Annotated in this window: 12 protein-coding genes; 6 read left to right on the forward strand and 6 right to left on the reverse strand. The window is 61.6% G+C overall.

Annotation, left to right across the window (positions count from 1 at the left end; genetic code table 11):
* Nucleotides 1-95: 95 nt before the first annotated feature.
* Together IB249_RS25865 and IB249_RS25870 are read right to left on the reverse strand one after the other, a co-directional pair.
* Complete coding sequence (locus tag IB249_RS25865) at nt 96-1,388, reverse strand: glycosyltransferase (RefSeq protein ID WP_192308639.1); 1,293 nt, start codon at nt 1,386-1,388, stop codon at nt 96-98.
* Nucleotides 1,389-1,480: 92 nt separating this feature from the next.
* Nucleotides 1,481-1,846 carry a response regulator gene (locus IB249_RS25870; RefSeq protein WP_192308641.1) on the reverse strand — a complete coding sequence of 122 codons (366 nt, stop codon included), beginning with the start codon at nt 1,844-1,846 and terminating at the stop codon, nt 1,481-1,483.
* 259 nt (nt 1,847-2,105) lie between these two features.
* Between IB249_RS25870 and IB249_RS25875 the strand changes: the two genes are divergently transcribed.
* From IB249_RS25875 to IB249_RS25900, 6 genes are all read left to right on the forward strand, one after another.
* A complete protein-coding gene (locus IB249_RS25875) occupies nt 2,106-5,597 on the forward strand; it encodes a response regulator (protein WP_192308643.1) in 3,492 nt (1,163 codons plus the stop codon).
* A complete protein-coding gene (locus IB249_RS25880) occupies nt 5,597-6,430 on the forward strand; it encodes a CheR family methyltransferase (RefSeq protein ID WP_192308645.1) in 834 nt (277 codons plus the stop codon). Before IB249_RS25875 ends, IB249_RS25880 begins: the two co-directional genes overlap by 1 nt.
* Complete coding sequence (locus tag IB249_RS25885) at nt 6,427-7,020, forward strand: chemotaxis protein CheB (protein ID WP_192308647.1); 594 nt, start codon at nt 6,427-6,429, stop codon at nt 7,018-7,020. Before IB249_RS25880 ends, IB249_RS25885 begins: the two co-directional genes overlap by 4 nt.
* Nucleotides 7,014-8,195 carry a hybrid sensor histidine kinase/response regulator gene (locus IB249_RS25890; RefSeq protein WP_192308649.1) on the forward strand — a complete coding sequence of 394 codons (1,182 nt, stop codon included), beginning with the start codon at nt 7,014-7,016 and terminating at the stop codon, nt 8,193-8,195. The genes IB249_RS25885 and IB249_RS25890 overlap by 7 nt, the downstream gene beginning before the upstream one ends.
* 77 nt (nt 8,196-8,272) lie before the next feature.
* Entirely contained in the window at nt 8,273-8,650 is a 378-nt protein-coding gene (locus IB249_RS25895; protein ID WP_192308651.1) for a response regulator, read from the forward strand.
* Between the two features lie 116 nt (nt 8,651-8,766).
* Entirely contained in the window at nt 8,767-11,637 is a 2,871-nt protein-coding gene (locus tag IB249_RS25900; protein ID WP_192308653.1) for an RHS repeat-associated core domain-containing protein, read from the forward strand.
* A gap of 44 nt (nt 11,638-11,681) precedes the next feature.
* Here the strand turns inward: IB249_RS25900 and IB249_RS25905 are convergent, their stop codons facing one another.
* The 4 genes from IB249_RS25905 to IB249_RS25920 all read right to left on the reverse strand — a co-directional run bounded on the left by IB249_RS25905 (nt 11,682) and on the right by IB249_RS25920 (nt 18,165).
* Complete coding sequence (locus IB249_RS25905; RefSeq protein ID WP_192308655.1) at nt 11,682-13,352, reverse strand: response regulator; 1,671 nt, start codon at nt 13,350-13,352, stop codon at nt 11,682-11,684.
* Nucleotides 13,349-14,851 carry an ATPase domain-containing protein gene (locus IB249_RS25910; protein ID WP_192308657.1) on the reverse strand — a complete coding sequence of 501 codons (1,503 nt, stop codon included), beginning with the start codon at nt 14,849-14,851 and terminating at the stop codon, nt 13,349-13,351. The genes IB249_RS25905 and IB249_RS25910 overlap by 4 nt, the downstream gene beginning before the upstream one ends.
* Before the next feature lie 203 nt (nt 14,852-15,054).
* Complete coding sequence (locus IB249_RS25915; protein ID WP_192308659.1) at nt 15,055-16,110, reverse strand: tetratricopeptide repeat protein; 1,056 nt, start codon at nt 16,108-16,110, stop codon at nt 15,055-15,057.
* 99 nt (nt 16,111-16,209) lie between these two features.
* Nucleotides 16,210-18,165 carry an acetoacetate--CoA ligase gene (locus IB249_RS25920; protein WP_192308661.1) on the reverse strand — a complete coding sequence of 652 codons (1,956 nt, stop codon included), beginning with the start codon at nt 18,163-18,165 and terminating at the stop codon, nt 16,210-16,212.
* Nucleotides 18,166-18,188 lie beyond the last annotated feature (23 nt).

An 18,188-nucleotide genomic window follows, 5' to 3' on the forward strand; every position in this document is an offset into this window, starting at 1 on the left:
CCCTGTAGGCGCGAGCTCGCTCCTACAGGGGCGTGCACAGGTATAAGCACTGGGACAGCCAAAGCCAAGCCCCAGCTTGCTACAGGAAGTATCCCTTACACCGGGCGATTCTTGGCTTCGATCCATTGCGCCATGTACTGGGTACTTTTGTGCTGGTGGTGACGCAGCATGCTGCCGGTAAAGTTGTCCCGGCGAAGTTGTTCCAGGTGTTGCCGGATCTGCATCAGCCGCTCGATCAGGGCCGGCCCGTGGATCGTCTGCCGATAACGTTCGGACAACAGTGCCAGCCCGAGTTGCTGGGCGTTCCGCCACCGTGTTTCATCCCGGTACAACTGCACGGCCTGATCGGCGAACGCTTGCGCCGTGCGGGTCACCGCGCCGGGCCAGGCCGCCTCGCCGTGCATGCCTTCGGCGCCGATGGGGGTGGTGACGTTCGGCGTACCGCAGATCATCGCGTCGAGAATCTTGCCCTTGATGCCCGCGCCGAAACGCAGCGGCGCCAGCAGCACCCGCGCCGCCGTCATCACTTGCAGCGCATCTTGCGCCCAGTTCAGCACGTGGAAGCCCTGGGCCGCATTGTGCAGGGCGGTGGCCTTGGGGGGCGTATAGGCCCCGTAGATGTGCAGTTGCGCGGTCGGCAACTGCTGGCGAATCAACGGCCAGACGGTGGTTTTCATCCAGAGCACCGCATCCCAGTTGGGTGCGTGGCGAAAGTTGCCGATGCTGAGGAAGTGCGCACGGGTCTCGAAGGGGGCCGATGGCGCGCTGGACGGTTCGACCGTCAGCGGGCACCAGTGCAGCAGGCTGCGTGGCACCTTGAACTGTTCGACCAGCAACTCGATTTCCACTTCGGAAATCATCAGGTTCAGGTCACAGCGATAGAGCGCGGCGATTTCGCGCTTGGCCATATCGGTTTCGGCCATCAGCTCGAATTCTTCGCGCAGGGCCGGTGCAAACAGGTCGCTGAAGTCATTGTCGTCGTCGCTGGCCTTCAGGCGATCCTTGAGCCGCTGATGCCGGGCATGCCGCAGGCTTTGCAGGTCCTGGGTGCCCAGCACACGCAAGGCCCCGGGGCAGTGCTTTTCCACGCGCCAGCCGAATTGCTCTTCCATCATGAATTGTTCGAACAGCACGATATCCGGGGCCAATTGGCTGACAAAAGCATCGAAGCTGCTGTTGTTCAACTCGATCGGCACTTCACGGATACCCAGCGCGGTCAGGTCTTCCTGATGTTCGCCGGGCCCGGCCGGGCTGCTGAAGGTCACGTCCCAGCCTTGTTGCAGGAACGTCCCGAGCAGTTGCATCACATACCCGCCGGCCGCCGACGACTTGGGTTCGGGCCAGACATAACCAATGACCAGAACGCGGGTGGCGCGGGGCTGATTCATGCAGGGGGTTCCTTGAAACGTGGGGGCAGGGCGAAAAAAGGGGCGCAATTAAACCACAACCGCGCAGGATCCCCGGCCCTGCTCGACTCGGATCAAGCGTTGACGAGGATACCGGTGACCTTGTCGCGCAGCTGGTCAATGGAGAACGGCTTGCCAATGACATGCATGTCGGCGGGCACGTCGATGCTTTCGGCATAACCGCTGGCGAACAACACCGGCAGTGCGGGGCGTATCAGACGTGCCTGGGTGGCCAGTTCACGGCCGTCCATCACCGGCAGTCCGACATCGGTCATCATCAGGTCGATGACCTGGTCGCTGTCGTTGAGAAACTCCAGCGCCTGTTCGCTGCCATCGGCCTCCAGCACCTTGAATTCCAGCTCATCCAGCACATCGACGATCAGCATGCGCACGATGTCGTCGTCTTCGACGACCAGGATGGTGGATTTTTCGGTGGACATAATGGGGCTCTCAAAAGTTGGATTCGCAGTGTCCGGTCGATCAGAAACGCCGGGCTATAGCATGAGTAAGTTGAGCAACCCGACAAGTTCCCGGGTGCGCAGGAAAAGAATCGTGGCGGGTGCGTGATAAAGGATAACCGCTCCGTGGCGCTGGAACAGCTGAATGTAGGATTTTGCGCTCAAATACGTCAGAAAAATGGATCCACAGGGCTCATTTGGGGCAAACTCACGGGTTTCCAATAGACGACAAGGCCTTCCCATGACCACAGCGTCTTCGGTTGATGAACAACGCTTCCGTAAACTGCTGAGCCGTAACGTCAGCCTGCCCTTGGGCGTTGGCGTGCTCAGCGCCGTCTTCTTCGTAGGGCTGATCACCTATTTGCTGTCGGTGATCCAGTGGGTCGAGCACACCGACCGGGTGATCAATAACGCCAATGAGGCGCTGAAGCTGACGGTCGACCAGGAAACCGGCATGCGCGGCTTCCTGCTCAGTGGTGACGAGAAATTCCTCGAACCCTATGAAACGGCCAGGCCGAAGCTCGTGGTGGTGGTCGACACCCTGCTTGAGCTGACCGCGGATAACCCGGTGCAGACGGATCGCCTGCATCAGATCCAGGCCTTGCAGAAGGAGTGGAGGGAGTACGCCCAGCAAATGATCGATTTGCAGCGTTCATCGGGCGATTACCGCAACGCGGTGAAGGCGGGTCGCGGCAAGCGCCTGACCGATGAAGTCCGCAAGCAGTTCGAGGAAGTGGTCGACACCGAGCAGCAATTGCGCGCCACGCGCAACGCCGACGTGCGCAGCACCACGATCTGGAGCATCACCCTCTATCTGCTGTTCATCAGCGCGATCAGCGCCTTGCTGGCCTACATTGGCCGGCGGGATCTGATCGGCCTGTCGCAGAACTACTCAGCCAACCTCGCCGCCCAACATGCCAGTGCCCGTCGCCTGGAACAGCAGGCGTGGCTGCGCAATGGCCAGACCGAGCTGGCCGAGCAAGTGCTGGGGCAACTGTCCCTCAATGCGCTGGGTCGCAACATCCTGCAATTTTGTGCGCAATACCTTGGCACCGCCGTCGGCGCCATCTATGTCCGTGAGGAACACGGCGGACTCAAGCGCGTGGCGTCCTACGGGTTATCCCGCGAACAGGAAGAACGCGATCAGCAGATCTACAGCGACGAAGGGATTGTCGGCCAGGTGGCCCAACAGGCCCGGCTGATCCGCCTGGACTCGGTGCCGGACGACTATTTCAAAGTCAGCTCCGGCCTCGGCGAAGGCCTGCCGCACAGCGTGCTGGTGGTGCCGACCAGCGACGACCAGCGGGTCAACGGCGTGATCGAACTGGGTTTCCTGCGCCCATTGGACGAGCGCGACATCGAATTGCTCGACCTGATTGCCGGCAACATCGGCACCTCCATCGAGGCGGCGCGCTATCGCCAGCGGTTGCAGGAAGTCCTGGCTGAAACCCAGCAGCTCAACGAAGAGTTGCAGGTGCAGCAGGAAGAACTCAAGACCGCCAACGAAGAGCTGGAAGAGCAGTCGCGGATTCTCAAGGAATCCCAGGCACACCTGGAAACCCAGCAGGTCGAGTTGGAACAGACCAACGAACAGCTCGCCGAGCAGGCGCAGACGCTGGCCGACCAGCGCGACGCCATGGATCTGAAGAACACCGAACTCAACCAGGCGCAGGCGCAACTGGAAGAGCGCGCCGAAGAGTTGCAGCGCTCGAGCAAGTACAAATCCGAATTCCTCGCCAACATGTCCCACGAACTGCGCACGCCACTCAACAGCTCGTTGATCCTGGCCAAGCTGTTGGCGGAAAACCCCCAGGACAACCTCAGCGCCGAACAGGTCAAGTTCGCCGAGTCGATCTACTCGGCCGGCAACGATTTGCTCAACCTGATCAACGACATTCTCGATATTTCCAAGGTCGAGGCCGGCAAGCTGGAAATGCGCCCGGAGAACACCAGCGTGACACGCCTGCTGGAAGGGCTGCGCGGGATGTTCCAGCCGTTGGCAGCGGATAAGCAGCTGGACTTCCAGATCGATCTGCAGCCCGGTTCGCCAGCGATGATCTTCACCGACCGCCAGCGTCTGGAACAAGTGATCAAGAACCTGCTGTCGAACGCGGTGAAATTCACCGAACGCGGTTCGGTCAGCATGACCGTGGCCAGCCAGCCGAACAACGCGATTGCGTTTATCGTCCGGGACTCCGGGATCGGCATTGCCGCCGATCAGCAGGAAAGTATTTTCGAAGCGTTCCGCCAGGCCGATGGCACCACCAATCGCCGCTACGGCGGTACGGGCCTGGGCTTGTCGATTTCCCGTGACCTGGCGGCATTGCTCGGTGGCAACATCAGTGTCACCAGCGAACCGGGGCAGGGCAGTGTGTTTACCCTGGTGTTGCCGCAACAGTACGCCGAACCGGGCGATACGCCGCGCGAGCCGTTGCTGCCCGTGCCGGTCGCCAGTGTGCCGCGGACCCCTGTGGCCACCCTGGAGCCGCTGATTGCAGAGGTCGATACCCCGCGTTTCGAAGACGATCGCGACAAGGCCCCCTTCAATACCCGCTGTATCCTGGTGGTGGAAGATGAGCCGAACTTCGCGCACATCCTCTTCGACCTGGCGCACGAGCTGGATTATCACTGCCTGGTGGCCCATGGCGCCGATGAAGGCTATGACCTGGCCAGTGGGTATGTGCCCGACGCCATCCTGCTCGACATGCGCCTGCCGGATCATTCCGGCCTGACCGTCCTGCAACGGCTGAAGGAGAACCCGCAGACCCGGCACATTCCCGTGCACGTGATTTCGGTCGAGGACCGGGTCGAGGCGGCGATGCACATGGGCGCCATCGGCTATGCCGTCAAACCCACCACTCGCGAAGAGCTCAAGGACGTGTTCGGTCGCCTGGAAGCCAAGCTGACCCAGAAGGTCAAGCGCGTGCTGCTGGTGGAGGACGACGACTTGCAACGTGACAGCATTGCCCGCCTGATCGGCGACGATGACATCGAAATCACCGCGGTCGGCCTGGCCCAGGATGCTTTGGAACTGCTGCGCACTACGGTCTACGACTGCATGGTTATCGACCTGAAACTGCCGGACATGCTCGGCAACGACCTGCTCAAGCGCATGTCCACCGAGGAAATCTGCTCGTTCCCGCCCGTCATCGTCTACACGGGACGCAACCTGACCCGCGACGAAGAGGCCGAGCTGCGCAAGTATTCACGCTCGATCATCATCAAGGGCGCACGTTCGCCAGAACGATTGCTCGATGAGGTCACACTCTTTCTGCACAAAGTCGAATCCAAGTTGTCCCATGAACGGCAGACGATGCTCAAGACCGCGCGCAGCCGCGACAAGGTCTTCGAGGGTCGCAAGGTGCTGCTGGTGGATGACGATGTGCGCAACATTTTCGCCCTCACCAGCGCGCTGGAGCACAAGGGCGCCGTCGTGGTCATTGGCCGCAACGGTCGCGAGGCGATCGAGAAGCTCAACGAAGTCGAGGACATCGATCTGGTGTTGATGGACGTGATGATGCCGGAGATGGACGGGTTCGAGGCGACCAGCCTGATCCGCCAGGACCCGCGCTGGCGCAAGTTGCCGATCATTGCGGTGACGGCCAAGGCCATGAAGGACGATCAGGAGCGCTGCCTGCAGGCGGGCGCCAACGATTACCTGGCCAAGCCGATCGACCTGGATCGCCTGTTCTCGCTCATTCGCGTGTGGTTACCGAAAATGGAACGCATTTAGTGGAACGTATTTACTCAGTGGAGCCCAACAGCGAAATCGAGCTGCGGCTGTTGATCGAGGCGATCTACCTCAAGTACAGCTACGACTTTCGCGACTACTCCGGGGCGTCGATCAAGCGTCGCGTCCTGCATGCGCTGAGCCAGTTCGAATGCGCCACCATTTCGGCCCTGCAGGAGAAAGTGCTGCATGACTCGACGGCGTTCATGCAGCTGCTGCAATTGCTGACGATTCCGGTCAGCGAAATGTTCCGCGATCCTTCGCACTTTCTGGCCATACGCCAGGAAGTGGTGCCGTTGCTCAAGACGTACCCCTCGATCAAGATCTGGATCGCCGGTTGCAGCACCGGCGAAGAGGTCTATTCGATGGCGATTCTGCTGCGCGAGGAAGGCCTGCTCGATCGCACGATCATCTACGCCACCGACATCAATCCGCGCTCGCTGGAGAAGGCCAAGCAGGGGATCTTCTCCATGGAAAATGTCCGCGCCTACACGGCCAACTACCAGCAGGCCGGTGGCCAGCGCTCGTTCGCCGAGTACTACACTGCGGCCTACGGCTACGCGATTTTCGACAAGAGCCTGTGTGAAAACGTGACCTTCGCCGACCACAGCCTGGCGACCGACAGCGTATTCTCAGAAACTCAATTAATTTCTTGTCGTAATGTATTGATTTATTTCAATAAAAAACTTCAGGATCGTGCGTTCGGGCTGTTTCACGAATCCCTGTGCCATCGCGGGTTCCTAGTGTTGGGCAGCAAGGAGACCCCGGACTTTTCCAGCTTCGGCAACCAGTTCGAGCCGTTGGTGAAACAAGAACGGATCTACCGTAAATCATGAGCAGCGTAGCGGATTTACCTCGCGTGAAGGCGGTCGTGATCGGCGCGTCAGCCGGCGGCGTGGAAGCCTTGCTGGGCATCCTCGGCCCTTTGCGCAAAGGTTTCAGGTTGCCGATCATCGTGGTGTTGCACTTGCCGGACGAGCGTCGCAGCCAGTTGGCCGAGGTGTTTTCCCGACGGGTGTCGATGCGCGTCGAGGAAGCTGGCGACAAGACCCCGGTCGAGTCAGGCACGCTGTATTTCGCCACACCGGGTTATCACCTGTCGGTAGAGCAGGACCACAGCTTTTCCCTGAGTCAGGAAGACCGCGTGCACTACTCCCGCCCGGCCATCGATTTTCTGTTCGAGTCGGCGGCCGATGCCTATGGGCCGGCCTTGGCGGCGGTGCTCCTCACCGGTGCCAACCGCGACGGCGCCAGGGGCCTGGCGCAGGTCAAGCGGCGCGGTGGCCTGACCGTCGTGCAGGACCCTGGCGAAGCCCAGGTCGCAACCATGCCCCTGGCGGCGCTGGAGACTCATCAGCCTGACCATGTCCTCCCTATCCACGGCATTGGCCGTCTGCTTGCAGAGCTGGAACGAATCGCATGTTAAGTGACATCCAAGCCAAACTGCTGATCGTCGACGATCTGCCGGAAAACCTCTTGGCCCTTGAAGCGCTGATCAAGCGCGAGGACCGTCTGGTCTACAAAGCCTTGTCCGCCGACGAGGCCCTGTCGTTGCTGCTGCAACACGACTTCGCCATGGCCATCCTCGACGTGCAGATGCCCGGCATGAACGGCTTCGAGCTGGCCGAATTGATGCGCGGCACGGAGAAAACCAAGCACATCCCGATTGTGTTCGTCAGTGCCGCCGGCCGTGAGCTGAACTATGCGTTCAAGGGCTACGAAAGCGGTGCCGTGGATTTCCTGCACAAGCCGCTGGATATCCACGCGGTCAAGAGCAAGGTCAATGTGTTCGTCGAGCTCTATCGTCAGCGCAAGGCCATGAAACAGCAGGTCGAAGCGCTGGAGCAGAGTCGCCGGGAGCAGGAGGCGCTGCTCAAGCAGCTGCAAAGCACGCAGCTGGAATTGCAGCAGGCGGTGCGCATGCGTGACGACTTCATGTCGATCGTCGCCCATGAGGTGCGCACACCGCTCAATGGCCTGATCCTCGAAACCCAGTTGCGCAAGATGCACCTGGCTCGGGATAACGCCGGGGCGTTCACCCTGGACAAGATGCAGGCGATGGTCGATCGCGACGAACGGCAGATCAAGAGCCTGATCCGCCTGATCGAAGACATGCTCGATGTGTCGCGCATTCGCACCGGCAAGCTGTCGATTCGTCCGACACGCTTCGATCTGTCGGCGCTGGTTCGTAACTTGTTACAGAATTTCGCGCCGCAGATCGACGCCGCCGAATGCACGGTTTCCCTGGACGCCGAGCAGCCGGTGCTGGGCAACTGGGACGAATTCCGCATTGAACAGGTGATTTCCAACCTGCTGACCAACGCCTTGCGTTACGGTGCCAAGAGCCCGATCAGTGTGAAGGTGTACAGTGAGCAGAACCAGGCACGGGTGGAAGTGCGCGATGCAGGAATCGGTATCGGCGAGGAGAACCAGAAGCGCATTTTCCAGCAGTTCGAACGGGTGACGGCCAAGCATGCTGTCGCCGGGCTGGGCCTGGGGTTGTTTATTTCAGAACAGATTGTGACCGCCCATGGCGGCACCATAACCGTCGACAGCCGGATTGGCGAAGGCGCCCTGTTTCGCGTTTGTCTGCCGCTGTAGGAAAACAGCCGGATAAACGCAACCTCTGATCGACCCCACGGTCGTATCAGCAGCTATTGACCGAACAAAGGCTTCCCATGAGTGAAGATGCACAAGACGTCGTACTGATCGTCGAAGATGACCCCTCGATCCTGATGGTGCTGGCGGCCTATCTGTCGGGTGAGGGGTACCGGGTGCTGCAGGCCGAAAACGGCGAGCAGGCTTTCGAGATTCTGGCGAGCAAACCGCACCTGGACATGATGATCACCGATTTTCGCCTGCCGGGCGGGATCTCCGGGGTACAGATCGCCGAGCCTGCCGTGAAGCTGAGACCGGAGCTGAAGGTGATCTTCATCAGCGGTTATCCGCAGGAAATCCGTGAGACCGACAGTCCGATCACCCGCAAGGCGCCGATCCTGGCCAAGCCGTTCGACCTGGATGTTTTGCAGGAATTGATGCAGGACATGCTGTCGTAACCGGCCTGCCGTTTTGCTGTACCTGTTATTTCTGTCAGTTGACGGTCGCGGTGCAAAGGCAATAAATGGTTCGAAGTCTGCGGCGTGTGTTCACATGCCGACATCGGGACCGCGCCATGCACCGACATACACCGACCCTCGCCGCGATCGACCCGCGTGGCTCCCTGGTCCGCGATGTTGCCTATCATCGCCGGTCGGATCAGGACGCTCCCCAGCCACGCGTCAACCATCATCTGCATGACGCGCTCAATCGTCTTGTCCAAAGCCGCGATTCGCGGTTTTTTGCGCGTCAAGGGGGTGCGGTTTCCCAATTCGCCAACCAGAACACGGTGTTCAGTCTGACCTCCAGGGTGTTGCTCTCCGACAACGTGGACGCGGGCTGGCGCCTGGCCCTGGCCGGGGCGGCGGGCCAGAGCCTGGAAGACTGGGACCAGAAGCTCAACCATCTGTGGAGCACCTACGATGCCTTGATGCGCCCCGTGAGCGGGGAGGAGGCGACCCCGGGTCAGCAGCGGCGCACCGCGTGCTTTTCATATGCCGGTGCCGATGTCGAGTCCGCCCTGCACAATCGCTGCGGTCAATTGATCCGGGCTGACGACAGCGCGGGGACCTTGCACTTTACACAGTTCAGCCTGCTGGGTGCTTGCCTTGAGCAGAGCCGGCGCTTCCTCGAGCAGGTCGGAGTGCCCGACTGGCCAGAGAGTGAAGCCGGGCGTAACGCGTTACTGGAGCCTCAATCGGCCACCACCCGCCTGCGCTACAACGCTGTCGGCGAGCTGACAGGGCTGGTTGACGCCATGGGCAATCAGCACATCCAGCGTCAGACGGTCGCCGGGGCGGTGTCCGAAGTTTGTTTGAAACGGGCGGCGAGCGGTGACGAAGTCCCGCTGGTTACAGGCATTCGTTACAACGTTTTTGCAGAGATTGAGCAGCAAACGGCCGGCAACGGATTGATCACCCACGCCACCTTCGAACCCGAGACGGGTTCGCTGCAAACCCTGCAAACCCACCTGGCGGGTGAAGCGCTCTTGCAAGACCTGGCGTACGCCTACGACCCGGTGGGTAACCTGTTGCGAATCAGCGACGGCGCCCAACCCGCAGTTTTTTTCCGCCAGCAACGCGTTGCTGCAACCAGCACCTATCGATACGACACCCTTGGGCAACTCATCGAAGCCACGGGACGACAGCGGGTCAACGTGGCGTATGGACCGGCATTGCCGGGGTTTGTCTCGCCGCCGGACCCGAGCCAGATGGAGCAGTATCGGCAGGCGTTCGACTACGATGCCGGTGGCAACCTGCACACCCTGAGTCACCATGCTGGCAGCGGCGACCGGACCGAGCGAATGGCGATTTCGATGTCGAGCAACCGCAGCCTGCCTTGGGGCGAGACGGGGCAAGCACCGTCAGACGACGAGATCGAGGCCGCTCATGATGCTTGCGGCAATCTGCGCACGCTTCAGCGAGGGCAGAAGCTGGCCTGGGACGTCCATAATCGCTTGTGTGAGGCGACTCAGGTGGTCAGACACGCCGAGCCTGGCGATGTGGAACGGTATGTTTACGATGGTGAAGGTCAGCGGCTCAGAAAAGTCCGCACGACGGCCACGGCGACGCTGAACCGTATTCATGAAACCCGTTACCTGCCCGGACTGGAAATCCGTTCGGACGCGGAAGACGTCTTGCACGTCATCAGCCTCCAGGCCGGCCGATGCACGGTGCAACTCCTGCATTGGGACAATGGCCGGCCCGAGGGCATTGCACAGGATCAGTGGCGCTACAGCCTGACCGATCATCTGGGCTCGGGAACGCTGGAACTCGACCAGAATGCCGCGCTGGTCAGTCAGGAGCATTACTACCCTTATGGCGGTACAGCCTGGTGGGCCGGCAGGGACGGCGTCGAGGCCGGCTACAAAACCCGTCGCTACTGCCATCGGGAGCGAGACGCGACCGGGCTGTACTACTTTGGCCAACGCTATTACTTGCCGTGGCGACAACGCTGGTTGAATGCAGACCCGGGCGGGCTGGTGGATGGCTTGAACCTGTATCGGATGGTAGGGGGGGATCCGGTGGGATACGTTGATCTGGATGGGTTGGCCAAAGTCCGCGCCACGCTCAGGCAACGTACTCAAGCGGCCCTGGCCGGCATTGCCCGAGGCTCCGTCGCAGCGATCGCCGGTGACGGCGCGAAACGGCTGGCGAAAAGGGTCTTGCAAGGTGCGTTGGGGCAGTCGGTCAGGTATCCGCTGGCGATGGTGTCCGGTGTGGCGACAGCGTATGTGGGGGCCAGGACAGCTGCGGCGGTCCTGGCCAGTCACGGGCAGCACGGAGCCCTGGCAAAACTGACGGTAGCCGGGGTGGCCGTCGTCGGTTTCGGTGTCGGTGCCGCCGCTGGATTCACAACATCTGACCCGCTTGGAATGATTCACGAGGCTGCGGAAAACCTTGGCTTAAGTGTGGTAGGGAGCGCGATCTCCGGTATCGGACCGTCCCTGCCTGCGAAAATCAAGACGCGAGGAGCGTTGGCAGTCAATACCCTCGCCAACGTAAGTGGGAATGTGGTCACCGGTATCGTGCCCAGGATCATGCCGAGTGTTGTTCCTCCGATGCTGCAAACGGTCGCCGGTGTCGTGATGGAAAACACAGTGGGCTTGATGGTTCGCGCGGTGGGAGGTGTGGGCTCTCGGTACAAGGAGAGCAAACACTCCACCCTCAGGTTGCCAACTGCCAGCGATGTCATGGGTGCGGGAGTGTCCTTTGCGCAAAACGCCGCATCGGACCTGGTGTACCAAATGGCTAATGCGGAAATAGACAAAGGTCTGACACAAGTCATTGGGCCCGATGAGGGCGGCTCGCTATGGCGAGGGGGACTGGGGACAATGAAGTTGGCAAACGAGGTCGGCGCAATCGGTGAACACATCTACAGGACGCCGAAACTCGATCTGGCCGCGCCCTCCCGAAACCCCCTGGTTCAACCAGTCATCGTGGTCTGACGCAGTAAACCTGAGTGCGCTCGTCAAACCGCTGCGCCCTTGACTCAGACACGAATCATCTCCCGCACCTTCGCCGTCAACAAATCGAAGGTGAAGGGTTTGGTGATCATTTGCATGCCGGAGTCGAGGAAGCCGCCCCGGACTGCCGCGTGTTCGGCGTAGCCGGTGATGAACAGCACCTTCAGATCGGGCCGGTATTGCCGGCCGATCTCCGCCAGTTGTCGGCCATTCATGCCAGGCAGGCCAACGTCGCTGATCATCAGGTCGATCCGCTGCGTCGAGTTCAGGATCGGCAGCGCGCCATCGGCGTCGGCGGCTTCAACGAAGGCGTAACCCAGGTCGCTCAACACGGTGCTCACCAGCACCCGTACCGCCGGATCGTCTTCGACGATCAACACAGTTTCGCCGTCCTGTGCGAACAAGGCGTGGGTGACGTCTGCCGGGCTGTCCAATGGCACATCCCCGCCAAAACGCGGCAGGAACAGGCTGACGGTGGTGCCCTTGTCCACCTCGCTGTCGATGGCGACATGCCCGCGAGATTGCTTGCTGAAGCCATAGATCATCGACAGGCCCAGGCCGGTGCCCTGGCCAATCGGCTTGGTGGTGAAAAACGGGTCGAAGGCGCGGTTGATCGTGCTCTGTGGCATGCCGCAGCCGGTGTCGGTCACGCTGAGCACCACGTAGTCACCCGGTTCAAGGTTGCTGTGGGCTTCGGTGAAGTCGCGGTCCAGGTGGCGGTTGGAGGTGCGCACCACCAGTTTGCCGCCGTCGGGCATGGCGTCCCGTGCATTGATGACCAGGTTGAGCAGGGCGCTTTCCAGTTGATTGCGGTCGGCTTCGGCCACCCACAGTTGCGGACTCAGTTGCATGTCCAGGTGAATGCTTTCGTCGATACTGCGTTGCAGCAGTTCGCCCATGGACGTCACCAGAGCGTTCATCTCCACGGGTTTGGAGTCCAGCGACTGGCGTCGGGAAAAGGCCAGCAGGCGGTGGGTCAGGCCCGCCGCGCGGTTGGCCGAGGTCACTCCCAGGTCGATCAGGCTGTCCAGGTCGTCGATGCGCCCACGGGCCAGGCGTCGGCGCAGCAGCTCCAGGCTGCCGATGATCCCGGTCAGCATGTTGTTGAAGTCGTGGGCAATGCCGCCGGTGAGTTGGCCGACCGCTTCCATTTTCTGCGACTGGCGCAGCGCTTCTTCGTTGTGGCGAAGTTCGGTGGTGCGCTCCTCGACCTGCTGTTCCAGGGTTTCGAGGGTGGTTTGCAGGCGCAGCTCGCTCTGGCTCAGATCGATCAGCCGGTCCCTGGCCTCGTACTGTCGTCGACGTCCGCGCAAGGCGGTGGTCACCAGGCTGATCAGGGTGACAGGATGGAAGGGACGTTCGAGGAACGTAACGTTGCCCAATTGCGGGCCCATGCGCGATGCAGGGTTCTGTTCGGGACCACCGTGGTGGGTCATCAACACAATGGGCAGGTCGGACCATGCCGGTTGCTGTTCGATCAGGCCGAACAGCGGTTCGATGTCGCTGCCCAGCAACGCTTCGGACGCGATCAACAGCAGGCCGGCGCCATTTTCCAGTTCAGTGCAAAGGCCCGCCAGATCGCGGGCGATGACCCCGTCGTACCCGGCCTCTTTGAGCATCATCAGGGCAATCTGGCTGTCGCGTCCCAGCGGCGCGAGAATGATCGCGCGCTCGGACGTCGCTTCAAGGACATTCAAGGTATTTCACTCTGGAGCAGGGGCTGCCCTTCACCGACGTAAGTGGGCACGCCGCGCAATACGCCCTGGAAGGCTTCCAAGGGTTCGCCAATGGTCATGCCATGGGAGCTGATGCGGTATTCGCGGATGGTCGACTCATGGCTGCCCGTGCGTTTCTTGATGATCGAGATGGCCCGGCGCACCTTGCCCAGTGCTTCGAAGTAACGCAGCAGGATCACGGTGTCGGCCAGGTAGGTGATGTCCACCGGCGCTTGCATGTCACCGACCAGTCCGTGCTGGGCGACGGTCATGAACGTCGCGGCACCCTGGCGATTGAGGTACAGCAGCAATTCGTGCATGTGCAGCACCAGGGCGTTCTCTTCGGGCATGGCCGCCTGGTAGCCGTTGATGCTGTCGATGACAACCGTCTTGATGCCCCGTTCGTCCACGGCACGGCGCACCCGGTGGGAGAATTCGCCGGGGGACAGCTCCGCTGCGTCCACCTGCTCGATCAGCAGGTTGCCAGTGGCCTGCAGGGCTTGAAGATCAATGCCGATGTTGTTCATGCGCTCGAACAGCAAGCCAAGCTCTTCGTCGAAAATGAACAGCGCAGCCTTTTCCCCACGGGCCACGGCGGCGGCGGCGAAAATCATCGAGATCAGCGATTTGCCGGTACCGGCCGGGCCAAGGATCAGCGTGCTGGAACCCGTTTCTATACCGCCGCCCAGCAACGCGTCCATTTCCTTGATGCCGCTGGTGAGTTGCGTGCGCAGGTATTTGCCGCGATGTTCGGCGGCGACCAGGCGCGGGAAAACGTGCACGCCGTCGCCCATGATGGTGAAGTCGTGAAAACCGCCACGGTACTTTTGCCCGCGATATTTCACCACCCGCAGCCGGCGCCGTTCCGCGCCGTAGTCGGGGGTCAGTTCTTCCAGGCGAATCACCCCGTGGGCAACGCTGTGCACGGTTTTGTCGAGGGACTCGGTGGTCAGGTCATCCAGCAGCACCACCGTGGCGTCATAGCGTACGAAGTAGTGCTTGATCGCGAGAATCTGCCGGCGGTAGCGCAACGAGCTTTGGGCCAGCAAACGGATTTCGGACAGGCTGTCGAGTACCACGCGGGTGGGCTTGACCCGCTCGACCACTTCGAAGATCTGCCTTGTGGCCTCACCGAGCTCCAGGTCCGAGGAGTACAACAGGCTTTGCTGATGCTCGGCATTGAGCAGGCTTTCCGGCGGCGTCAGCTCGAAAATATGGATGTTGTCATCCAGATCCCAGCCATGGGACAACGCGCCCTGGCGCAATTCGCGCTCGGTTTCCGATAGCGTGATGTACAACGAGCGCTCGCCGGCTCGGGCGCCGGCCAGGAGAAAATGCAAAGCGACGGTGGTTTTGCCGGTACCGGGTTCACCCTCCAGCAAAAACACATGACCGCGTGACAGGCCACCGGCCAGGATGTCGTCCAGGCCTTCGATGCCTGTAGCGGCTTTTGCACTGGTCAACTCGTTAGATGTATTCAAAAAACGCCCTCTGATGACTAGGGGAAGCGAGGCAGCAGGTCTGATGTGCCTGAAGAGACTGCCTGATCACTTGACCATCGGTCGTGACGGGGGTTCCAACGTTTTGCGCGGGACTTGCGGGCTTTTTTGCAGGCGTCTCGGGGATTGCGCGGTGACGCTCATCGCCAGCAGGCTCGCGCCCACGAATATCGCGCAGGGCGGGTTCAAAGGCCTTGTTGCAAGGCCGGGTCGTCGGGGTTGAGCTGTTCCAGCTGCGCCTGCAGGATCTGCACGTTCTGCAGTTGCCCGCTTTCCTTCCAGTAATTGATCAGCAGCACCCGCGCCTTGCGATCGGCCGGGTGGCGCTGGACGATCTCCTGCAGTTGTTTCTGAGCCGCTTCCAGTTCCTGCTCGCCGTGCAGGGTCGTTGCCAGGTCGTAGCGGTAGTCCTTGTTGTCCGGCTCCAGTTCCACTGCCTTGGACAGGCCGAGCAGGGCGTACTCGCTCTGGCCGTGGTGCAACAGCCACAGGCCGAGGGCATGTTGCAGGTAGGCGGAATCGGGCTGGGCTTTCAGCTGTTTGGCCAGCAACAGGCGCGCCGCTTCGCTCTGGCCCTGCTTGTCGAGCACTTCGATCTGCATCACCAGCGCCGGCAGATTGTCCGGGGCCAGGCGCAGGGTGTTGTCCAGCGCCTGTTGCGCCGCTTTGTATTCGCCATTGTGCAGGTGCAGCCGGGCCAGTTGGTATTGGTTGTCGGCGCTTTCGGGGGCCTGCAGGAGGACCTGTTCCCATGCGTCGATGGCTTGTTCCAACGGTCCGAAATACAAACCCAGCTCATCCGGAGACAGCCCGAGCAAGGCGTTCACCGCCGCCAGCCGGACGCTTTGCTCGCTGTCATCTAGCATGGGCCCCAGCAACAGACTGCGCTGGCCGTTGGGCACCAGGGCGCTGATGCTCTTGATGGCGGCGATCCGGACTTCGGGCGCCTTGTGTTGCAGGTCGGCGTCCGCCAACTTCAAGGCCACGGAGCTGGGATAGTTCGGCAGTTCGGCGTGCAGCCACACCCGGCGCTTGGGGGAGAGGTCGGGACGGCCCAATTGCTGATAGAGCACCCGCGCCGCCCCTGGCTGACCGGCCCGGGCCTGGGTCAGCGCTTCGCTGTAGCCACGCCTGATCGCCTCCGGCACCACCGGTGTGGTGCTGCGCAGGAACCACCAGGCCAGGCCGATGGCAAGCAGGGCGCAGAGCGCGATGATCAGGTAGCGGCGGGACTGGGGCATGCAGGATCCGGGAGCTGGCAGACTGTTACAAGGGTGCCAGCTTCGTTCAGGCAGGGTCGTGAGTCAAACCTGCCGGCCTTGAAAAGGGCGCCGGCAGGTTCATTCGAGCAGCTCCTTGCGGTCGCGAAATTGCGCCAGTGCCTCGGGATTGGCCAGTGCGTCGGTATTTTTCACCGGCTGCCCATGCACCACGTTGCGCACCGCCAGCTCGACCACCTTGCCGCTGATGGTGCGCGGAATGTCGTTGACCGCGACGATCTTCGCCGGCACGTGCCGGGGCGTGGTGTTGGCGCGGATCACCTGGCGAATCTGCTGTTGCAAGGCGTCGTCGAGTTCGACGCCCTCTTGCAGGCGCACGAACAGCACCACCCGCACGTCGTCCTGCCATTGCTGGCCGATGGCGACACTGTCGAGCACCTGCGGGATTTTCTCCACCTGCCGGTAGATTTCCGCCGTGCCGATGCGCACACCGCCCGGGTTGAGCACGGCGTCCGAACGACCATGAATCATCATCGCCCCATGGGCCAGTTGCTCGGCGTAATCGCCCTGGGCCCAGACGCCCGGAAACTGGCTGAAGTAGGAGGCGCGCAGCTTTTCGCCGGTGGGGTCGTCCCACAGGCCGACGGGCATTGCCGGGAAGTGACGGGTGCACACCAGCTCGCCTTTTTCGCCAATCACCGCTTGGCCGGCATCGTTCCAGACCTCGACCGCCATGCCCAGGCTCTTGCCCTGGATTTCGCCACGACGCACCGGCAACCACGGATTGCCGTTGACGAAGCACGAGATAATGTCGGTGCCGCCGGACATCGACGCCAGACACAGGTCGGTCTTGAAGTCGCGATAGACGTAGTCGTAGCTTTGCGGCGACAGCGCGGAGCCGGTGCACAGCAGGGTTTTCAGGCTGTCCAGGTCATGGCTCTGCCGGGGTTTCACGCCTGCGCTTTCCAGCGTGGCGAGGAATTTCGGGCTGGTGCCGAAGACGCTGATGCGCTCGTCGTCGATCAGCTCGAGCAAACGCTCGGGGCCGGGGTGAAACGGTGAACCGTCGTACAACACCACCGCGCTGCCCACGGCCAGGGCCGACACCAGCCAGTTCCACATCATCCAGCCGCAGGTGGTGTAGTAGAACAGGCGGTCGCCGGGGCCGAGGTCGCAATGCAGGCTATGTTCCTTGACGTGTTGCAGCAGCACGCCGCCGGTGCTGTGAATGATGCACTTGGGCACGCCGGTAGTGCCGCTGGAATAGAGGATGTACAGCGGATGGTCGAAGGGCACGGCGACGAAATCCGGCTCGCCGCCGGGTTCGTAGAAGTCATCCCAGAGCGCGACGTCGGCCTGGGTCTGGAAGTCGTCGATGCGTACCCCTGGACGCGCATAGGGGACCACGATCAGTTGTTGCAGCGTCGGCAGGCGCTCAAGGATTTCGTTGACCTTGGCCCGCTGGTCGATGTCCTTGCCGGCGTAACGGTAACCGGCGCAGGTGATCAGCACCTTCGGCTCGATCTGGCCGAAACGGTCGATCACCCCCTGGGTGCCGAAGTCCGGCGAGGAACAGGACCAGATGGCCCCGAGGCTGGTGGTCGCGAGCATGGCCGCCAGGGTTTGCCAGGTATTGGGCATGCAAGCGGCCACGCGGTCGCCGAGGCCGACGCCGGCGGCTTTGAGGCTGTTTTGCAGACCGGCGACATGCTCGGCCAGCTCGGCCCAGGTGAACTGTTCGCGCTGGCCGTTTTCAGCGATGGCGATGACCGCCACGGCATCGTCGCGACGGCGCAGCAAATGCTCGGCAAAATTCAGGGTGGCGCCGGGAAACCATTGGGCGCTGGGCATCTGCTCGCCTTCGAGCAGCACGGCGTCCGGTTGCGTGTGGAAACGGATGTCGAAGCCATCGACGATGGCCTGCCAGAAGTCGGCCCGTTGATCGATGGACCATTGGTGCAGACTGGCAAAATCGCTGATGTCGAGCGTGTGACGCTGATTGATGAACTGCCGGAAGGCTTCCAGGCGGGTCTTGGCGATGCGTGTGGCGTCGGGTTGCCAGAGGATGTCGGACATGGTTTTGCCTCTTCTTTTTCTTC

Origin of the sequence: Pseudomonas sp. PDM04, assembly GCF_014851765.1 — a bacterium.
Lineage (GTDB): Bacteria > Pseudomonadota > Gammaproteobacteria > Pseudomonadales > Pseudomonadaceae > Aquipseudomonas.